At 73.8% G+C, this 16,963-nt stretch carries 20 protein-coding genes; 6 read left to right on the top strand and 14 right to left on the bottom strand.

Going from position 1 to position 16,963, the window contains the following annotated elements:
* Positions 1-891: 1-phosphofructokinase (gene pfkB, locus AB0M28_RS05555; protein ID WP_365398157.1), on the bottom strand; the 891-nt coding region annotated here is incomplete at its 3' end.
* Positions 892-934: 43 nt separating this feature from the next.
* Positions 935-1,699 (bottom strand): DeoR/GlpR family DNA-binding transcription regulator, encoded by a 765-nt coding sequence (locus AB0M28_RS05550; RefSeq protein WP_365398183.1) that lies wholly within the window; start codon positions 1,697-1,699, stop codon positions 935-937.
* A gap of 165 nt (positions 1,700-1,864) precedes the next feature.
* On the opposite strand from AB0M28_RS05550, the gene AB0M28_RS05545 reads away from it, so the two are divergent.
* On the top strand, positions 1,865-2,065 hold the full coding sequence (locus AB0M28_RS05545) for a hypothetical protein (protein ID WP_365398154.1): 201 nt from the start codon (positions 1,865-1,867) through the stop codon (positions 2,063-2,065).
* 95 nt (positions 2,066-2,160) lie between these two features.
* On the top strand, positions 2,161-2,676 hold the full coding sequence (locus AB0M28_RS05540) for a protein phosphatase (RefSeq protein ID WP_365398151.1): 516 nt from the start codon (positions 2,161-2,163) through the stop codon (positions 2,674-2,676).
* Between the two features lie 78 nt (positions 2,677-2,754).
* On the opposite strand, the gene AB0M28_RS05535 is transcribed toward AB0M28_RS05540, so the two are convergent.
* Genes AB0M28_RS05535 through AB0M28_RS05525 form a run of 3 tightly spaced genes read right to left on the bottom strand, consistent with a single transcriptional unit; the run spans position 2,755 to position 4,691 of the window.
* On the bottom strand, positions 2,755-3,201 hold the full coding sequence (locus AB0M28_RS05535) for an RNA-binding S4 domain-containing protein (protein WP_365398180.1): 447 nt from the start codon (positions 3,199-3,201) through the stop codon (positions 2,755-2,757).
* Positions 3,198-4,157: an NAD-dependent epimerase/dehydratase family protein gene (locus tag AB0M28_RS05530; RefSeq protein ID WP_365398148.1), complete on the bottom strand. Its 960-nt coding sequence runs from the start codon at positions 4,155-4,157 to the stop codon at positions 3,198-3,200. The genes AB0M28_RS05535 and AB0M28_RS05530 overlap by 4 nt, the downstream gene beginning before the upstream one ends.
* 42 nt (positions 4,158-4,199) lie before the next feature.
* A complete protein-coding gene (locus tag AB0M28_RS05525) occupies positions 4,200-4,691 on the bottom strand; it encodes an FBP domain-containing protein (protein ID WP_365398145.1) in 492 nt (163 codons plus the stop codon).
* Positions 4,692-4,784: 93 nt separating this feature from the next.
* Between AB0M28_RS05525 and AB0M28_RS05520 the strand changes: the two genes are divergently transcribed.
* A complete protein-coding gene (locus tag AB0M28_RS05520; protein ID WP_365398142.1) occupies positions 4,785-5,363 on the top strand; it encodes a WHG domain-containing protein in 579 nt (192 codons plus the stop codon).
* A 19-nt stretch (positions 5,364-5,382) separates the two neighbouring features.
* Here the strand turns inward: AB0M28_RS05520 and AB0M28_RS05515 are convergent, their stop codons facing one another.
* Complete coding sequence (locus tag AB0M28_RS05515) at positions 5,383-6,153, bottom strand: class III extradiol ring-cleavage dioxygenase (RefSeq protein ID WP_365398139.1); 771 nt, start codon at positions 6,151-6,153, stop codon at positions 5,383-5,385.
* Positions 6,154-6,168: 15 nt separating this feature from the next.
* Here AB0M28_RS05515 and AB0M28_RS05510 point away from each other — a divergent pair, with 15 nt between their 5' ends.
* Positions 6,169-6,399, top strand: coding sequence for a hypothetical protein (locus AB0M28_RS05510; protein ID WP_365398137.1), 231 nt, complete (start codon positions 6,169-6,171; stop codon positions 6,397-6,399).
* Positions 6,400-7,109: 710 nt separating this feature from the next.
* Here the strand turns inward: AB0M28_RS05510 and AB0M28_RS05505 are convergent.
* Together AB0M28_RS05505 and AB0M28_RS05500 are read right to left on the bottom strand one after the other, a co-directional pair.
* Positions 7,110-8,636 carry an MFS transporter gene (locus tag AB0M28_RS05505; protein ID WP_365398134.1) on the bottom strand — a complete coding sequence of 509 codons (1,527 nt, stop codon included), beginning with the start codon at positions 8,634-8,636 and terminating at the stop codon, positions 7,110-7,112.
* A gap of 65 nt (positions 8,637-8,701) precedes the next feature.
* Complete coding sequence (locus tag AB0M28_RS05500; protein ID WP_365398132.1) at positions 8,702-9,358, bottom strand: TetR/AcrR family transcriptional regulator; 657 nt, start codon at positions 9,356-9,358, stop codon at positions 8,702-8,704.
* A 315-nt stretch (positions 9,359-9,673) separates the two neighbouring features.
* On the opposite strand from AB0M28_RS05500, the gene AB0M28_RS05495 reads away from it, so the two are divergent.
* A complete protein-coding gene (locus tag AB0M28_RS05495; protein ID WP_365398129.1) occupies positions 9,674-10,105 on the top strand; it encodes an OsmC family protein in 432 nt (143 codons plus the stop codon).
* A gap of 592 nt (positions 10,106-10,697) precedes the next feature.
* On the opposite strand, the gene AB0M28_RS05490 is transcribed toward AB0M28_RS05495, so the two are convergent.
* Together AB0M28_RS05490 and AB0M28_RS05485 are read right to left on the bottom strand one after the other, a co-directional pair.
* Complete coding sequence (locus AB0M28_RS05490; protein WP_365398126.1) at positions 10,698-11,753, bottom strand: questin oxidase family protein; 1,056 nt, start codon at positions 11,751-11,753, stop codon at positions 10,698-10,700.
* A 72-nt stretch (positions 11,754-11,825) separates the two neighbouring features.
* Positions 11,826-12,404 (bottom strand): N-acetyltransferase family protein, encoded by a 579-nt coding sequence (locus AB0M28_RS05485; protein WP_365398123.1) that lies wholly within the window; start codon positions 12,402-12,404, stop codon positions 11,826-11,828.
* Positions 12,405-12,575: 171 nt separating this feature from the next.
* Here AB0M28_RS05485 and AB0M28_RS05480 point away from each other — a divergent pair, with 171 nt between their 5' ends.
* Positions 12,576-13,589: a sigma-70 family RNA polymerase sigma factor gene (locus AB0M28_RS05480; RefSeq protein ID WP_365398120.1), complete on the top strand. Its 1,014-nt coding sequence runs from the start codon at positions 12,576-12,578 to the stop codon at positions 13,587-13,589.
* Between the two features lie 111 nt (positions 13,590-13,700).
* Here AB0M28_RS05480 and AB0M28_RS05475 read toward each other — a convergent pair whose 3' ends face one another.
* The 4 genes from AB0M28_RS05475 to AB0M28_RS05460 form a co-directional block, all read right to left on the bottom strand.
* The gene (locus AB0M28_RS05475) at positions 13,701-14,285 is read right to left on the bottom strand and encodes an alpha/beta fold hydrolase (protein ID WP_365398117.1); all 585 of its coding nucleotides are present in this window, start codon (positions 14,283-14,285) and stop codon (positions 13,701-13,703) included.
* A gap of 46 nt (positions 14,286-14,331) precedes the next feature.
* Positions 14,332-15,561, bottom strand: a complete 1,230-nt coding sequence (locus AB0M28_RS05470) for a lytic transglycosylase domain-containing protein (protein ID WP_365398177.1) — start codon at positions 15,559-15,561, stop codon at positions 14,332-14,334.
* A gap of 94 nt (positions 15,562-15,655) precedes the next feature.
* Positions 15,656-16,390, bottom strand: coding sequence for a hypothetical protein (locus AB0M28_RS05465; protein WP_365398115.1), 735 nt, complete (start codon positions 16,388-16,390; stop codon positions 15,656-15,658).
* Between the two features lie 16 nt (positions 16,391-16,406).
* A complete protein-coding gene (locus tag AB0M28_RS05460) occupies positions 16,407-16,946 on the bottom strand; it encodes a hypothetical protein (protein WP_365398112.1) in 540 nt (179 codons plus the stop codon).
* Positions 16,947-16,963 lie beyond the last annotated feature (17 nt).

Below are 16,963 nucleotides of genomic sequence, written 5' to 3'. Positions count from 1 at the left end.
AAAACACCCACAACCCCGCATCCCAGAGGATACGGCAAGTGAGTGGAGTACCGACGTGTGCTCTTCCCACCCCGCGGCGGCGGCCAGCGCCGCGGCGCCGGTGCCGCCGGCGGTGAGGAAACCGGCGAGGGAGGCGTCACCGGCGCCGACGTCGCTGCGTACGGCGTCGACGGGGGCGACGGCGTACCAGACGCCGTCGCCGGCCACGAGCAGCTGGCCGTCCGCGCCGAGGCTGGCCAGCACCGCGCCGGCGCCGCGGTCGCGTACCTCCGCGGCGGCCTTGACCGCGTCGCCGACCGTGGCGAGGGGCCGGCCGACGGCCTCGGCGAGCTCCTCGGCGTTGGGCTTGACCACGTCGGGGCGGCGGGTGAGGGCCGCGCCCAGCGCCGGGCCGGAGGTGTCGAGGGCGATCCGGGCGCCGGCCCGGTGGACGCGGTCGACGAGTTCGGCGTACCACTCGGCGCCGAGCCCCAGCGGGAGGCTGCCGCAGCAGGCGATCCAGCGGGCGTCGGCGGCGCGTTCGGCGACGGCGCGCAGCAGGGCCTCGGCCTCGTCCGGGGTGAGGCGGGGGCCGGTCGCGTTGATCTTCGTGAGGGTGCCATCGGGTTCGGCGAGGGAGATGTTGACGCGGGTCGAGCCGCCGACCGGGACGCCGGCGGCTTCGATGCCGTGGACGCCGAGGAGGCGGTCCAGCAGCGCTCCCTCGGGGCCGCCGAAGGGGAGGACGGCGACCGTGCGGTGGCCGGCGGCGGCCACGGCGCGGGAGACGTTGACGCCCTTGCCGCCGGGGTCGACCCGGTCGGCGCCCGCGCGCAGCACGGCGCCGCGCTCCAGGGCGGGCAGCTCGTACGTGCGGTCGAGGCTGGGGTTGGGCGTGACGGTGAGGATCATGCGCGGGTTGCTTCCCGGGGTGGCGCCGTCGTGGGGCGGGGGCTCATGCCCGTACCACCTCCGTGCCCTGCCGTTCGATGGCCCGGGCCTCGTCCGGGCTCAGCCCGGTGTCGGTGATGAGCAGGTCGGCCTGGGACAGGTCGCCGAAGCGGGCGAAGTGGCTCTGGCCGTGCTTGGTGGAGTCCGCGATCAGTACGACGCGGCGCGCGGCCGCGATGACCGCCCGCTTCACGGCGCCCTCGGCGAGGTCGGGGGTGGTGAGGCCCGACTCCAGCGAGAAGCCGTTGGTGGCGACGAAGGCGACGTCGGCGTTGATCTCGCTGTACGCCCGCAGCGCCCAGGCGTCCACGGCCGCCCGGGTGCGGTGCCGGACCCGGCCGCCGACCATGTGCAGGTCTATCCCCGGATGGTCGGCGAGCCGGGCCGCGATGGGCAGGGCGTGGGTGACGACGGTGAACGCCGCGTCCAGGGGCAGCGCGGCGGCCAGCCGGGCGGCGGTGGAACCGGCGTCGAGGATCACCGTGCCGCCGTCCGCGGGCAGGGCGGTGAGGGCGGCGTGGCCGATGCGGTCCTTCTCGCCCGCGGCCGTGGACTCGCGCTCGGCCAGGTCCGGCTCGAAGTCCAGCCGCCCGGCGGGGATGGCGCCACCGTGCACCCGGCGCACGAGTCCGGCCCGGTCCAGGGCCTTCAGGTCGCGGCGCACGGTCTCGGCGGTGACCTGGAACTCGGCGGCGAGCCCGAGCACGTCCACCCGGCCGCTCTCGCGGGCGATGCGGAGGATCTCCTGCTGGCGCTCGGGGGCGTACATGTGGGTTTGTCTCCGCATCGGATCCGAATGTGTGGTTCCTCGCGAGATTACGTCGCATCGTCCGAGTTGTAAACAGGTTCTGGCATCTTTTCGGAAGCATTCGGGCATCCGCTACGACGGGAATGGGCGTACGGGGACCCCCGCCCGCGCCCGTACTCTGGGGGTATGAGCGCCACACCGGAGAAGCCCGGCCACCCCGGGACGAAGAAGGGGAAGAACCCGCTGGTCTTCGACGACCCCTTCGCCCGTCCGTCTGCCGACGACAGCGACGAGGGCTGGGGCGAGCGGCCGGCGTCCTCCGGCAGCACCTCCGCCGCCGACCTCGCGCGCTTCCTCGACGAGAAGCCGCCGCACCACGTGGACTGAGCCGGCTGGGGGTCGCGCCCGCGGAACGGGCCGCCCCGGAACCCGGAGGAACTTACGGCCGCCACCCGCCCGTTGGGGTCTGGGGAGGGGTGGTCGTGAAGAGAACCCGCCGTAACGACCGTAAGGTGCCGGGGCCGGAGTCGCCCTGGGACGAGATCGTCCCTGGACTGTGGATGGGCGGCCAGTACTGGACGGACGCCCTGGGCGAGCTGCGGCCCGTCGTCGTGGACCGCGAGTTCCAGCTGGTGGTGAGCCTGGCGCCCGGGATGGGGTTCGGGCCCGGCCCCGGGGTGGAGCACCACGCGGTGGAGCTGCCCGACGACCTGCTCACCGCCGACCAGCTGGACAAGGTGATGGACCTGGCGCTGCTGGTCGCCGCGGCCCAGCGGGCGGACCGGCTCATCCTGGTCCGCTGCCACTCCGGCTACAACCGCTCGGGGCTGGTGATCGCGCAGGCGCTGGTCGTGCTCGGCTACGAGCCGTCCGCCGCGCTGTCGATGGTGCGGCGGCGGCGCAGCCCGTGGGCGTTGAACAACGAGTACTTCGTGCAGTACCTCGACATGGGCCTGGACCTGGCCCGCGAGCTGAGCGCGCTGGGCGAGCCGGCGTAATCCACAACGGGCCGGCGTAACCCACAACGGGCCGGCTCGATCGACAACGAGCCGGCGTGATCCACCGGAGGACGGGACTCAGCGCGTCCGGGGCCGCCGCTCGGGTGCGCCCGGCGCCCCCGCCCCGCGCAGCCGCTCCAGATCGCGCCGCTCGCGCTTGGTGGGCCGCCCCGCGCCCCGGTCGCGGACCGCGATCACCGGCGTCTCCTCGCGCGGCGGGGGCGGCGGCGAGTTGTCGACGTAGCACTCGGCGGCCACCGGCGGGCCGACGCGCTTGCGGATGATCCGCGACACAACCACGATCCGCTCGCGCCCCGCATGGAAGACGCGCACCTCGTCGCCCGGCTTCACGGACTGCGCGGGCTTGACGCGCTCGCCGTTGACCTTGACGTGCCCGGCGCGGCAGGCCGCGGTGGCCATCGCGCGCGTCTTGACCAGGCGCACGGCCCAGACCCAGGCGTCGACGCGTGCGGTGCCGGCTCCGTCTGTCATGGGGTCGATGGTAGTCGGCGCGGTCCGGGTCAGATCCGGCCCGCGAGGGCCTCGCGCTCCTCCTCCGGCGTATAGCCCCGGCGCAGCGGCGGCTCGCCCAGGTCGCGGTCCCAGGACAGTACGTCGCGGGCCGTCCGCTCCAGCGGAGTCGCCGTCAGCCCGGCGGCGCGGGCGCGGGCGGACGACATCGTGAACGTCCCCCACTGCTCCTGCGGTCGTACGAGCGGGAAGTGCCGGTGTACGTCCACGGGCGGCACGGGGACCAGCTCGATCTCGGCGCCGGCCGCGCGGGCGCAGGACCTGACCAGGTCGCCGAGCGTGACCGGCGCCTCGGGGCCGTTGACGTTGAAGGCGCCCGGGCGGTCGTCTGCCAGCAGGCGTACGACGAGACGGGCCAGGTCGCGGGAGTCGGCGACCTGCACCGGCTGCTCGGGACGGCCCGGCAGGGCGACCGGGCCGGTGCGGGCGGCCCGGCGGGCCCAGTAGGTGAAGGCGTTCTGGTTGTCGTACGGGCCGGCCACGATGCCGGGGCGGACGAACGTGGCCCGCTCGCCGTAACGGGCCAGGACGTCGTCCTCGCAGGCGACCTTCAGCGGGCCGTAGGTGGACTCGTGGATCTCCTCCGTGCCGCGCTCCGCGGGGCGGCGCGGGGTGTCCTCGTCGGCGTCCGGCACGAGGCCGGTGCGGGGGTAAACGGCCTGGCTGGAGACGAAGAGGTAGCGGCCGGCGCGCGAGCCCAGGGCGTCCATCGCCTGGCCCACGTGCCGGGGCACGTACCCGCTGACGTCGACGACCGCGTCCCAACCGCCGTCCGCCAGCGCGGCGTAGTCGCCGGTGTCGCGGTCGCCGGTCAGCCGGGGTGTGCCGGGGAAGAGGTCGGTGCCGGTGCGGCCGCGGCCGAACAGGGTGACGTCGGCGCCGTCGGTGAGCGCGGCCTCGGCAATGGCCCTGCCGATGAAGGACGTTCCGCCCAGGATCAGGATGCGCATGGCGTACGACGGTAGCCACCCGGCCCGGGGGCGTACAGGGCGCTACGCGTACAGCTGCTCGAGGAACTCGTCGAGGCGGGCCGTCATCCGGGCGATCTTCTCCTCCTGGGTCAGGGACTCCTCGTACCGCATGGGCCCCACCGACTTCCTGCCGCGGATGTAGAGCGGGCAGGCCAGGTCGGTGCACATGTGCAGGCCCGTGGAGTTGCCCTCGCGGCCGGCCTTGCCGGGTTTGCGGGCGGTCATCAGGGAGACGCCGTTGCCGGGGTGGGCGGTCATGCACAGGTTGCACATGTTGCGCTGCAGGAAGCCGCGCTGCACGCGCGGGAAGCGGAAGGCGACACCGACCAGGCCGTCGGGACGGTCGAGGACCAGATAGCTGCGGTCGGGGGCGCCCGGGTCGCGCCAGCCGAGGAAGTCGAGGTCGGCCCAGGGCAGGTCGGCCAGGTCGCGGGGGACGGCCAGCCGCTTGGCCTCGCCCTTGGAGCAGTTGACGAAGGACTCGCGGATCTCCGCCTCGGTTACCTCTCTCATGCCTTCGACGGTAGGCTTGCCTAGGGGTATTAGGCAAATGATTAATGCCCCTAGGAATGCAGGGCGATCACGACGAGGGGAACGAGGGACCTCATGGCCCGGGTGGGACTCACCGCGGAGCGGCTGACCGAGGCCGCGGCGGACCTGGCGGACGAGGTCGGCCTGGAGAACGTGACGCTCTCCGCGCTGGCCCGCCGCTTCGGCGTCAAGGACGCCAGCCTGTACGCGCACGTCAAGGGCGCGCGGGATCTGCGGGACAGGGTGTCGGTCCGTTCCGCGCGGGAGTTCGCGGACGTGCTCGGCGAGGCGATCGCGGGGCGGTCGGGGCGGGAGGCGATGCTGGCCTTCGCGAACGCGTACCGCGACTTCGCGCTCGCCCACCCCGGCCGGTACGCGGCCGTGCGCCTGCCGCCGCCCGCCGGTGCGGTGGCCGACTACCACCGGCTCAGCGCCACGACGTACGCGATGCTGCGCGGGTACGGGCTGGCGGAGCCGGCGGCTACGGACGCGGTGCGGTTGCTGCACAGCGCGTTCCACGGGTTCGTGGGGATCGAGGCGAGCGGGGGTTTCCGGTACACGGCGCGGGAGACCGCCGACTCGTGGGCGCGGGCGCTGGAGGCGCTGGACGCGGCGCTCACGCACCTCGCGGCCTCGCCGGCCGGGGGTGCGTGAGCGGCCTGGCGGCCGTCGGTCAGCCCAGCTGGATCGAGCGCTTGGCCAGGCCCATCCAGAAGCCGTCGATCACGCTGCGCTGCGTGTCCAGCTCGGGCTCCGCCGCGCCCAGCGTCACGAACAGCGGGGCGAAGTGCTCGGTACGGGGGTGGGCGAGGCGGCCCGCGGGGGACTTGTGCGTGAAGTCCAGCAGGGCGTCGAGGTCGCGCGCGGCGAGCGCCTCGCGGCCCCAGGCGTCGAACTCCGCGGACCACGACGGGGGGCCCTCGCCGGCGTGGCGCAGGGCGGCGAGGTTGTGGGTGAAGAAGCCGCTGCCGACGATCAGCACGCCCTCGTCGCGGAGCGGGGCCAGCTTGCGGCCGATCTCCAGCAGCTTCTCGGGGTCGAGGGTCGGCATCGAGATCTGCAGTACGGGGATGTCGGCGTCCGGGTACATCTCGACGAGCGGCACGTACGCCCCGTGGTCCAGGCCGCGGTCCGGGATGTCCTGCACCTCGCTGCCGGGTCCGCGCAGCAGGGCCCGCACGGAGGCCGCGAGCTGCGGGGCGCCGGGGGCCTCGTAGCGGACGCGGTAGTAGTGCTCGGGGAAGCCCCAGAAGTCGTACACGAGCGGCACGGTCGTGGTGGCGCCGAGGGCGAGGGGGGCCTCTTCCCAGTGGGCGGACACGATGAGGATCGCCGTCGGTCGCGGTAGCTCGCGCGCCCAGGCGGCGAGCTGGCCCGGCCATACGGGGTCGTCGGCGAGGGGCGGGGCGCCGTGGGAGAGGTAGAGGGCGGGCATGGCGGTCATGGCGACTCCATAAGGTTGAGACCTCAACCATACCTCGCCTCCGGCGCGGCCGCGGGCGCTGCGCGGTGGCTCGCGTCGTGGGCCGCCGGCCGCGGTTCGCTGCGCGGCTACGCGGTGGTCGCGCCGGGCATCGACGGCTGCGGTTCGCTGCGCGGCAAGGCGGTGGTTGCGTCGGGCACCGAAGGCTGCGGTTCGCCTGCGCCCACCCGTGCCGCCCTGCGGCACGACTGCCCGCAGGCTGCGTGACCTGCGCCGCCGCGCCCAGCGGCACCGCTGCGCGATCCCTCCCCGCCCGGCCGGCGCGCGGCAAGCCCGTGGTCACGTCAGGCGCCGAAGGCTGCGGTTCGCCTGCGCCCACCCGTGCCGCCCTGCGGCACGACTGCCCGCAGGCTGCGCGGGTCCCGCGCGGCGCCCGGCCGTACCGCTGCGCGATCCCTGCCCGCCGGGCCGCACCGCTGCGCCATCCCTCCCCGTCTGGCCGTACCGCTGCGCGTCCCCTGCCAGCCAGCCGGTACGCGGCAACGCCGTGGTCACGTCAGGCGCCGAAGGCTGCGGTTCGCCTGCGCCCACCCGTGCCGCCCTGCGGCACGACTGCCCGCAGGCTGCGTGGCCTGCGCCGCCGCGACCGGCGGCAGCGCCGCTACTGGCTGACGACGCACCGCCGTGCCCGGATGCCGCGCACCGTCGCTTCGGGCTGGCGCTGCAACGCTGCGAGCGGCTGACCGCGCGAAGCTGCGGGCGGCTGGGCCGGCCAGGGGGCGGCACGGGCGGGCGCAGCGGCCCCGCACCCGAAGGGCCCGCCGCGACCACGGCGGAAGGGGTGCGCCCGCGGCCGCCGCACCGCTGCGAACGGCGCGGCGCGCGGCACGCGCGAGGGCCCCGGCCGGCCGCGGGTGACGCGGTCGGACGGGGCCCGTGAGGCGAACCCTGTGGTGAGGTGGTGAGGCCGTGAGGCCTCAGTGCATGACGGCCACCGGCGCCTCCGCCTCCGAGGCGGAAGCCGTGCCCGAGTCGGCGACAGCCGACTTCGGCCGCCCGGCGTTGATGAAGGTGAACGCGATGGTCGCGGAGACCACCAGGATCCCGACCGCCCACCAGATCGCCGTGCTGTACCCGTGCACCGCACCGGCGTTGATGTACCCCTGCTTGCCGAGCGTACGGGCCTCCGCCGCGTGCGACGTCAGCCACGACGTCGTCGCGGACGCCGCGATCGTGTTCAGCAGCGCCGTACCGATCGCACCGCCCACCTGCTGCGAGGTGTTGACCATCGCCGAGGCGACACCCGCGTCACGCGGCTCGATGCCGTACGTGGCCAGCGACATGGCCGGCATGAACGCCGTACCCATGCCCAGACCCAGCAGCAGCATCGACGGCACCAGCAGCGCCCAGTAGGAGCTGTCGACCTGCAGCTGCGTGAGCAGCCCCATGCCGAGCGCGGCGACCAGGAAGCCGGGCGCCATCAGCAGCCGCGCGGGGACCTTCAGCATCAGCCGGGCGCCGATCTGCGTCGAGCCCGTGATCATGCCGACGATCATCGGCAGGAAGGCGAAGCCGGTCTTCAGCGCGCTGTACTCCTTCACCACCTGCAGATAGAAGGTGAGGAAGAGGAACAGGCCGAACATGCCGATCACGGCCAGGCCCAGCGACAGGTAGACACCGCCGCGATTGCGGTCCACCAGGACGCGCAGCGGCAGCAGCGGCGCCTTCGCCTTGGCCTCCCAGGCCACGAACGCGGCCAGCAGCACCGCCGAGGCGACGAACAGGCCGATCGTCATGCCGTCGGTCCAGCTGTGCGTCTCGGCGCGGGTGAAGCCGTACACCAGGGACACCAGACCGGTCGACGACAGGACGACGCCGGGGATGTCGAGCGGCGAGCGGTTGCGGCTGCCCGCCGGGTCGTGGATCACGGCCATCGCGCCGAGGACGGCGACGACGGCGAAGGGGATGTTGACGAAGAACGTCCAGCGCCAGTTCAGGAACTCGGTCAGCAGACCGCCGAGGATCAGACCGAGGGCGCCACCACCACCGGCGATCGCGCCGTAGATGCCGAACGCCTTCGCGCGCTCCTTGCCGTCCGTGAAGAGCACGGCCAGCAGCGACAGCGCGGCGGGCGCGAGCAGCGCGCCGAACACGCCCTGCAGGGCGCGGGACGCGAACAGCATCTCCTGGCCGGTGGCCGCACCGCCCAGCGCGGACGCGCCGGCGAAACCGATGAGACCGGTGATGAACGTGCGCTTACGGCCCCAGAGGTCGGCGATCCGGCCACCGAAGAGCAGCAGACCACCGAAGGCCAGGGCGTACGCCGTGATGACCCACTGCTGGTTGGCGTCGGAGATGCCGAGGTCGCCCTTGGCGGTGGGCAGCGCGATGTTCACGATGGTCGCGTCGAGGACGACCATCAGCTGGGCCACGGCGATGAACGCCAGTGCCTTCCAGCGCTTGGGATCCGGCTGCAGGGCAGCCGCGGGCATGGCTTCGGACATGGGGATTCCTACCTCACTGGTACAGGGTGTTGGTGGAGCTGGTGGTGATCTGCCGCTCGGGCCGGTTACATGGCGCCGTCCTGCGGCTGGGCGAGGTCTTCGAACGTGGCCGGGCTGCCGGGCAGCTCGGAGCGGGCCGGAGCCTGCAGTCCGTCGAGGAAGATCTGCAGATGGCGGTGGACGTACCGGTCGATACCGTCGCACATCATCCCCGGCAGCGGCCGGGTCAGCTGGGTCAGGGCGACCATCAGATCGCCCGCGGCGACGTCCTCACGGAGCTTCCCGGCCTGCCGGGCGCTCTCCATGACGGCGAGGATCGCGGCGTCCAGCCGGTCGCGCATGCGCACGACCTCGGGGTCGGACTTGTCGAACCCCTCGGACAGCAGCGGGCACAGCGAGCCGATCCGCTCGTCGGCCGCCCGGTGCACGAAGCGGCGCAGCGCCTGGAACGGGTCCTCCTCCTCGGCCAGAGCCGCCTCCGCCTCTTCGGCGATGCGGTCCATGGAGGCGAGGGTGACCTGCTGGATCAAATCCTTGCGGTCCGCGAAGTGACGGTAGAGCGTCGCGTTGCCGACGCCCGCGCGGCGGGCGATCTCGTCCAGGGGTACGTCGGGGCCGTGATCGACGAAGGCGGTGCGGGCGGCATCCACGATGCGCTCGCGGTTGCGCGAGGCGTCAGCGCGCAGGTGGCGCTGGCGCGGGAGCTCCGCGGTGTCGCTCATGGTGCTGCCTCCTTCTGCCTCACGGTCCGTAAGACCGCGGTTACGGCGGTTCGACCTGGCTCCGTGCGCTGTGAGTTGCGCCACGGTCGCGATCGTTCCGGCCCTTTCGGGGATCCGGGGAGCGAGTCCCCGTTTCTGCTACACGGGGTAAACGGGGAGACGATCCCCGGATATTCCGGGGGTGGAGTGACCTGTGTCACATCGTTCGGGGCGGTGTGCGGCGGTCGGCCGGGGCGGCCGGGCACGGGCGTCCCGTTGGCGATAACTTGGCCACGTACAGCGCATATCGCTCGTTCCGAACCGGAGGCTCGATCAATGGCAACCACGCGCACCGCGAAGACCCACTGGGAAGGCAACCTCCTCGAGGGCAAGGGCACCGTCGCCCTGGAGTCCTCCAAGATCGGCTCGTACGACGTGAGCTGGCCGGCGCGGGCCGAGGCGCCCAACGGGAAGACCTCTCCGGAGGAGCTCATCGCGGCGGCCCACTCCTCGTGCTACTCGATGGCCTTCAGCCACGGCCTGGCCGGCAAGGGCTACACGGTCGAGACGCTCGACACGCAGGCGGACGTCACGTTCCAGCCCGGCGAGGGCATCACGGGGATCGTCCTGACGGTCGCGGCGAAGGTGCCGGGGCTGTCGGAGGAGGACTTCCAGGCGGCGGCGGAAGACGCCAAGAAGAACTGCCCGGTGAGCCAGGCGCTCGCGGCGGTCCCGAGCATCACGCTCCAGGCGACGCTCCTCCCGTAACGCACCCTCGGGGGCGGAGTCCGAGATCCCTCGGACTCCGCCCCTTCGCCATGCGGCGACCAGGTGCGCGGGCGCCCCTTCGCGGTGGTCGCGTCGGGCCCCCGGCTGCGGGTCCGCTGCACCCGCCCGGTGCGGTGGCCGCAAGCCCGCGCCACTCCCCCCATCGCCGTGGTCGCGGCGGGCCCCCCGGGTGCGGGGCCGCTGCGCCCGCCCGTGCCGCCCCCTGGGCGGCCCAGCCGCCCGCAGCTTTGCGCGGTCAGCCGCTCGCAGCGGTACCCCGCCAGCCGGGCGCAGCGGCGCGTGGCGGTGCGTCGTCAGCCCGTAGCGGCGGTGCCGCCTAGGCGCGGGGTGGAGGTCGCGCAGCCTGCGGGCAGGCGTGCCGCAGGGCGGCACGGGTGGGCGCAGGCGAACCGCAGCCATCGGCGCACGACCCGACCACCGCGTTGCCGCGCACCGGTGTGGACGGGCGCGGGCGCGGGACCCGCGCAGCCTGCGGGCAGGCGGGCCGCAGGGCGGCATGGGTGGGCGCAGGCGAACCGCAGCCATCGGTGCGCGGCGCGACCACAGCGTTGCCGCGCCGCAGGCGGACGCGTCAGAGCAGCGGGTCGATCAAGGTGATCGCCTGCACGCCCGCAGCCCGCGCCGCCGTGTCGCCCACATCGAGCGCCGTGTCGACGAGCTTGATCGCGTGCTCGTCCCCGTGCGACGCCGCACGGGTGAGGAGGTCGTCGAAGGACGACGAGGCGGGGACCGACGGCGCCGGGCGGGCGGAGGGCGGGCCGTACGCCGCCAGCACCGCCGCCGTCGCCGACCACGCAGCCGTGTAACTGGGCACCCAGAGGTCCCGAGGCAGCGCCGGCAGCGTACGCAGGACCGCGTTCGGCGCCGTCGCCGCGTGCACCAGCATCACGGGGGAGCCGTGCGCGTGCGTGGCGTAGCGGTGGGTGGCCGCCGCCACCAGCGACGTGAGGGCAGCGCGGGCCTCCTCCGGCGTCGATGGGGCGCGCGGCGACGACACCGAAGACACCCACCCCGGCGTGCCCGCCGCCGTCAGCTGGGCCAGCCGCGGACGGATACCGCCCGACTGGTCGGGCACGCGCGGCACCGCCGCGAGCGCCGCCGCCGGCGAGGCAGCCCCCGTGAGGCGAACGCGCGCCGGCAGCTCCTGGTACCGCGCACCCCAGTACCCCAGCGACTGGGCCAGCTCCGCGAGCCGGGGCGCGGGCACGGCGCCGCCGCTCGCCTCCTCCGCCTCCAGCAGCGACCGCACCGCGTGCCCCGTGCGGATCACGACGTGCGTCGCCCCGCCCGCGAGCCCGGGCAGCAGCCGCGGCCACCACTCCGCGAGGACCTCGCGCCAGGGCTGCTCCGCGAGCCGCTCCGAGAAGTAGACCGGCCAGTCGCCGAGACGCTTGGCGTCGCCGAGCGCCTCCCGCCAGGTGTCGGCCGTGATGCGTTGCGCCGGGCGCGGGGCCTCGTCGAGGCGGTCCTCGTACACGTCCAGCCAGTGGTGGACGGCCGCCGCCCGTCCGTTGCGGGCGAGGGCCTCGACCGCCATCGGGCCGTGGTTGGTCAGCCAGCCCTCGAACTCGGGGCCGGTGGTGTGGAGCCGTTCCAGTGCTTCGTCGAATACGCCGGTGGTGTCCATGGCCGCGACGCTATGTGCCCGGTCCGCCCCGCCGTATCCATCCACGGGAGGAGGACGCGGACCCCGCCGGACCTAGGCCTCGCGACCGAGACCGCGCCCACCGGGACCTGCACCGTCCCCGGGAACAAACCCGGAGCCCAGGTCCTTCTCATACCAGGCCACGTCCCAGTACCGGCCGAACTTCCGGCCGACCTCGCGGTACGTCCCGACGTACGAGAACCCGAAGCGCGCGTGCAGCCGCACGGACGCCTCGTTCGGCAGCGCGATCCCGGCGTACGCCCGGTGCACGTCCTCACCGTCCAGGTCCGCGAAGAGCGACCCGTACAGCAGCGAGCCCGCGCCCCGGCCCCCCGCCTCGGGCGCCAGATACACGCTGACCTCGACCGACGTCGCGTACGCCGGCTTCACCCGGAACGGACTGGACGTGGCGTACCCCACAACCCGCCCCGATCCGGCCTCGCAGGCAACCTTCAGCCGGTGCGGACCGTCTTCAGGGTGGGAGAGCAGCCACGGACGGCGCTGGTCGGGGGTGACCGGCTCGACGTCGAAGGTGATGGCCGTCTCACGCACGTAGTGGTTGTAGATGCTGGTGAGGGCCTCGAGATCGGCCTCGGTTCCCGGTCTGACCTGCATCTCGGTTGTCTCGCTCATGGCCCGAAGCTAGCAGCGGGGCGCACAGGGTACTGCAAGATCACTAAAAAGTCGGCCGGGATGGGAATTCTGTCCGGATTCCCGTCGTTGGAAGCAATGAAACGGGCACCCGGTAGGTGCCTGATCGTTATCCACGTCTACTCGCGTAAGTACTCGCGTAAGGGAGCACGCATGGCTACTCGTGCCGTCGCCCGCCGGTCCGCCACCACGGCTACGACCGGCCGGGCAAGCAGCGCTCGTGCGAGCGGCGAGATCGCGGACCGCGACCTGGTCGGCATGTATCTCGACGAGATCGCCCGGACGCCGCTTCTCGACGCCGCGAAGGAGGTCGAGCTCTCCCTCGACATCGAAGCCGGTGTGTACGCGGAGCAGCTGCTGGCCGGTGGGATCGAGGCCGCGGAGTCCGCGGACGCGCCGTCGGTGACGGCCGCGCGGGAGGAGCTGGAGGAGCTGGTCCGCCTCGGCGAGCGCGCCAAGGACCTGTTCATACGCTCGAACCTGCGGCTGGTCGTCGCCGTAGCGCGGCGCTACCCGCGCAGCGGCCTGCCCCTGCTGGACCTGATCCAGGAGGGCAACGCCGGCCTGGTGCGCGCGGTGGAGAAGTTCGACTACCGCAAGGGCTTCAAGTTCTCGACGTACGCGACGTGGTGGATCCGCCAGGCCATCACGCGCTCCATCGCCGACCAGTCGCGCACCATCCGCCTCCCCGTCCACCTGGTCGAGGAGCTGGGCCGGATCCGCCGGGTGCAGCGCGAGTTCAACCGCGAGCACGGCCGTGAGCCGGAGCCGGCGGAGGTCGCCGCGGAGCTGGGCTCCACGCCCGAGCGGGTCACGGACGTGCTGGACTGGGCGCGCGACCCGGTGTCGCTGAACATGTCGGTCGACGACGAGGGCGAGACCCAGTTCGGCGATCTGCTGGAGGACACCGGCGCGGAGTCGCCGGAGGCCTCGGTGCTGGTGATGCTGCGCCGCGAGGAGCTCGATGGCCTCATCGGCCGGCTCGAGCCGCGTACGGCGTCGATCATCAAGGCCCGTTACGGCATCGACGACGGCCGCGAGCGCACGCTGACGGAGGTCGGCAAGCAGCACGGCCTGACGCGTGAGCGGATCCGCCAGATCGAGAAGCACGCGCTGGTCGAGCTGAAGAAGCTCGCCCGCGACACGGGGTTCGAGTCGGCGGCGTAACCCCTCGGGATCCTCGGATCCCCCGCAGAACGGCCCCCGGTGTGGTCCCCCCTGGCACCGGGGGCTTTCTGCTGCCCTCGTTACGCCGTGAGCCGCCGCCTGCCGTCTCCGTCACACCGTCAGCCGCCGGATCCCGTGCGCCACCGCCGACGGCGTCAGGTACTCGTCGGGTCCGCCGAGGACCAGCGTCGGCACCGCGGCCGGCGTGACCGCGCCCAGCGCCGCCGCGGTGCGGGACCAGGCGTGCTGCGTACGGCGGTTGACCCCGGCGAGCGGCGCGGCCGGGTGCGGCGTGGGGCAGTTGAGGATCCCCGCCGTGTGGGCGCGGACCAGGGGGTCGCGCACCGCCGCCAGGATGGTGGCCGCTCCCAGTCCCAGACCCGCCAGCACGGCACGCTCCCGGCCGCCGAGGCACGCGGTGAGCACGGCGGTCAGGTCCTGCGTCAGGGCGCGCGCGCTCGGCCCGCCCGGCCCCGCCGGAGTGCGTCCGTGGCCGCGCACGTCGTACGCGATCAGCAGATGGTCCGCCGCCAGCAGGTCGATCACCGGCGACCACGTCGCCGCCGACTGCCCGAGCCCGTGCACCAGCACCACCGCCGGCGTCCCCTCCGGGCCGTGCAGCTCCGCGTGCAGCGGGGTGCCGTCGGCCGAGAGGACCGCGAGCGGGCGCGCGGGCGCCCGCGTCGCGGTCGGCACGGCCGTCAGGTGCCGGGACGACGCCGTGCGGGCCCCCGGCCGCCTGTCAGCCGGCCGGGGACTCATCGGCGGAGGTCTCGCTGGGCGTCGACTCGGCCCCGGTCGTCTGGGTGGGGTCGGTCGTGCCCGGATCCGTCGGAGCGGTCGTCTCCGTGGGGTCGGTCGTCGGGTCCGTCGGATCCGTCGTGGGGTCCGTGGGGTCCGTAGTCGGATCCGTGGGGTCCGTCGTGGGGTCGGTGGGGTCGGTGGTCGGGTCCGTCGGATCCGTCGTCGGGTCGGTCGGGTCCGTCGTCGGGTCCGTCGGATCCGTCGTCGGATCGGTCGGATCCGTGGTCGGGTCATCCGTCGGCGACGGCGAGGTCCCCGGCAGCGACGGCCGCGGCGACGGCGTGCCCGTCGTCGGCGGCTGCGGGCCGACCGTGATGCCGCCGCCGTCCTCCTTCCCGTCGCCGTTGTAGTCGTTGTCCTCCTGCGACTGGGGGTTGCCCGCCCCCGGCGACGTCGGCACCACGCCCGTGCCGTCCGGCACCGTGTGCACGCCGCGGCGGTAGAACTCCAGCCACGACAGGACCGTACGCAGGTACGCGTCGGACCGGTTGTAGCTGAGGATCGCCCGCTCCAGGTCCCCGACGAGCGCCAGGTCCCGCGAGCCCGCGCACAGGTAGTGCCCGGCGGCCAGCGCCGCGTCGAAGACGTTGTGCGGGTTCTTCACGCCGTCGCCGTTGCCGTCGACGCCCCAGGTCGCCCAGGTGGACGGGATGAACTGCATGGGCCCGACGGCCCGGTCGTACACCTTGTCGCCGTCCAGCCGCCCGCCGTCGGTGTCGGCGACGAGCGCGAAGTCCACCCCGTTCAGCACCGGTCCCAGGATCGCCCCGCGCGTCGTCCCGGCCGCGTCGACCCGGCCGCCGCGGGCGTGCCCGGACTCCACCTTGCCGATGGCGGCGAGGAGCTGCCACGGCAGCCGGCAGCCCGCGTCGGTGCGCTTCACGGCTGCCTCGGCCCGCTGGTAGGCGGCCAGCACCGTGGCGGGGATGCCCGACTGGGTGTCGAGGAGCTGCGGCAGGTCCGGCGGCAGCCCGCCGCTCTCGTCCGGCTTGGCGAGCGGCGGCAGCTCGGTGTGGTAGCTGAAGTCGCCGGGCTGGCCGGGTGGCAGGGGCTTCGCCAACGGCCTGCGCGGCGCGCCGGCGCCGTGGCCGAAGCCCGGCGCCTGCGAGGCGGTCAGGGCCACCATCGCCGCCGTGGCGATGCCCGCGCGGATGGTGCCGCGGCGCATCCGGCCGCGTCCGCCCGAAGCGCCCGTGCGGAATGGGTACATGGTCTCGCGTCCCTCCGTCCGGCCGCCGTGGTCCGGCGGCCACGCCCGCGGCTCAGCGGGCGAACGTGTCGATGTTCGCGATCTTCCAGATTCCGTCCTGCCGCACCGCGTCCACGGCGAACATGGCGGCGGCGTAGGTCGTCTCGTCCTTGTCCGTACGGGTGTTGCGCTGGTCCGCGAAGATCAGCAGCCGGGCCCGGTCGCCCTCGAGGTGCTGGACCCCGCTGTCGGTGACGGTCGTGGTCAGTACGAGCTTCTGCTTGCCCGCGTCGGCCTTCACCGGCGCGAGCATGCCGCGGTGCTGGGCCACCGCGTCGCCGGTGAGATATTTCTGAGCGGCGGTTTCGTTCTCCTGAACATCCGCGTAGTTGACGGAGAACACGGCGTTGACGGCTGTCGCGACCGCCCCCTTGACCTCGCTGGTGCGGGCGCTGTCGGTGAGGGCCGTGTTGGCGGTGTCCGCGTCGCCGCCGGCCGATCCGGCCTGGACGGCGGCGAGTCCGGCGAAGCACCCCAGCAGGACGGCCAGCGCGCCGAGCACCGCGGCGGCGCGCGGGATCCGGCGGGGTTCGGGCGCCTCGGCGGCCTCTTCCTCGCGCTCGCGCTCCCGCTCCCGCACGGGCCGCGGGCGCGTGGAGGTCCGCAGCGCGGCACCGCCCGTCCTGGCCGCGCCGCTCTCCGTCCGGGCCGTCGCGGCCTGCTCCGGATCCGGCTTCGCCTTCGGCCTCGGCGACTCGGCGGCCGCCAGCCGCCGCCTGCGGTTCACCAGATGGCGTGTGGTCGACATGATGGACGCCGTCCTCTCAGTTCTGCCCGGACGCCGCGTCGCCGACGGGGGCCTGCCCCAGGGCGCTCAGCTTCCAGCCGTCGGCGGTACGGGTGAGCTCGCCGAGCATCCGGCTCTCCTTGGCCTGCGGCTTGCCGTCGGCCGTGTCGACGGTGATCCGCACGGCGACGACGATCCGGGCCTTGCCGGCCCGTTCGTCCAGCTCGGTCAGCGCGGCGGCGAGCACCTTGGCCGAGGTGGTCGTCTTCGCCTCGCGGACCTGCTTCTCGAACTCCGCCCTGCCCTTGTCCAGTTGCTGCAGCAGCTCTCCGGTCGCGGACTCGCGCCAGCCCGCCAGCCCGGTGGCGACGTCGCGGTAGTCGAGGGTGTTCAGGTTCACCACACCCTGCTCCCCCGCCTCCATGGCCGCGTCGCGGGCCCGCGCGTACGCGGCGTCCTCGTCGTTCGCCGCGGCGCTCCACGACATCCCGGCCCACAGGGCGAGGGCCACCGCCACGGCGAGGAGCGCGGCGGCCAGCTGGGTGAGCCTAGGTCGTCTGGTGGTCGCTTCGGACATCTGCCTCTCCACGGGAG

This window comes from Streptomyces sp. NPDC051940, from assembly GCF_040680895.1.
Taxonomy (GTDB): domain Bacteria; phylum Actinomycetota; class Actinomycetes; order Streptomycetales; family Streptomycetaceae; genus Streptomyces.
The sequence above is the reverse complement of the archived record's forward strand: the minus strand, read 5'-3'. Positions and strand labels throughout refer to the sequence as shown.

What these genes read in the sequence shown, in the direction of transcription:
- AB0M28_RS05490 (WP_365398126.1), bottom strand. Translation starts at nt 11,753, where the DNA reads ATGGACACCACCGGCGTATTCGACGAAGCACTGGAACGGCTCCACACC.
- AB0M28_RS05485 (WP_365398123.1), bottom strand. Translation starts at nt 12,404, where the DNA reads ATGAGCGAGACAACCGAGATGCAGGTCAGACCGGGAACCGAGGCCGAT.
- AB0M28_RS05515 (WP_365398139.1), bottom strand. Translation starts at nt 6,153, where the DNA reads ATGACCGCCATGCCCGCCCTCTACCTCTCCCACGGCGCCCCGCCCCTC.
- AB0M28_RS05530 (WP_365398148.1), bottom strand. Translation starts at nt 4,157, where the DNA reads ATGCGCATCCTGATCCTGGGCGGAACGTCCTTCATCGGCAGGGCCATT.
- AB0M28_RS05505 (WP_365398134.1), bottom strand. Translation starts at nt 8,636, where the DNA reads ATGTCCGAAGCCATGCCCGCGGCTGCCCTGCAGCCGGATCCCAAGCGC.
- AB0M28_RS05480 (WP_365398120.1), top strand. Translation starts at nt 12,576, where the DNA reads ATGGCTACTCGTGCCGTCGCCCGCCGGTCCGCCACCACGGCTACGACC.
- AB0M28_RS05520 (WP_365398142.1), top strand. Translation starts at nt 4,785, where the DNA reads ATGGCCCGGGTGGGACTCACCGCGGAGCGGCTGACCGAGGCCGCGGCG.
- AB0M28_RS05525 (WP_365398145.1), bottom strand. Translation starts at nt 4,691, where the DNA reads ATGAGAGAGGTAACCGAGGCGGAGATCCGCGAGTCCTTCGTCAACTGC.
- AB0M28_RS05460 (WP_365398112.1), bottom strand. Translation starts at nt 16,946, where the DNA reads ATGTCCGAAGCGACCACCAGACGACCTAGGCTCACCCAGCTGGCCGCC.
- AB0M28_RS05470 (WP_365398177.1), bottom strand. Translation starts at nt 15,561, where the DNA reads ATGCGCCGCGGCACCATCCGCGCGGGCATCGCCACGGCGGCGATGGTG.
- AB0M28_RS05495 (WP_365398129.1), top strand. Translation starts at nt 9,674, where the DNA reads ATGGCAACCACGCGCACCGCGAAGACCCACTGGGAAGGCAACCTCCTC.
- AB0M28_RS05465 (WP_365398115.1), bottom strand. Translation starts at nt 16,390, where the DNA reads ATGTCGACCACACGCCATCTGGTGAACCGCAGGCGGCGGCTGGCGGCC.
- AB0M28_RS05500 (WP_365398132.1), bottom strand. Translation starts at nt 9,358, where the DNA reads ATGAGCGACACCGCGGAGCTCCCGCGCCAGCGCCACCTGCGCGCTGAC.
- AB0M28_RS05550 (WP_365398183.1), bottom strand. Translation starts at nt 1,699, where the DNA reads ATGTACGCCCCCGAGCGCCAGCAGGAGATCCTCCGCATCGCCCGCGAG.
- AB0M28_RS05545 (WP_365398154.1), top strand. Translation starts at nt 1,865, where the DNA reads ATGAGCGCCACACCGGAGAAGCCCGGCCACCCCGGGACGAAGAAGGGG.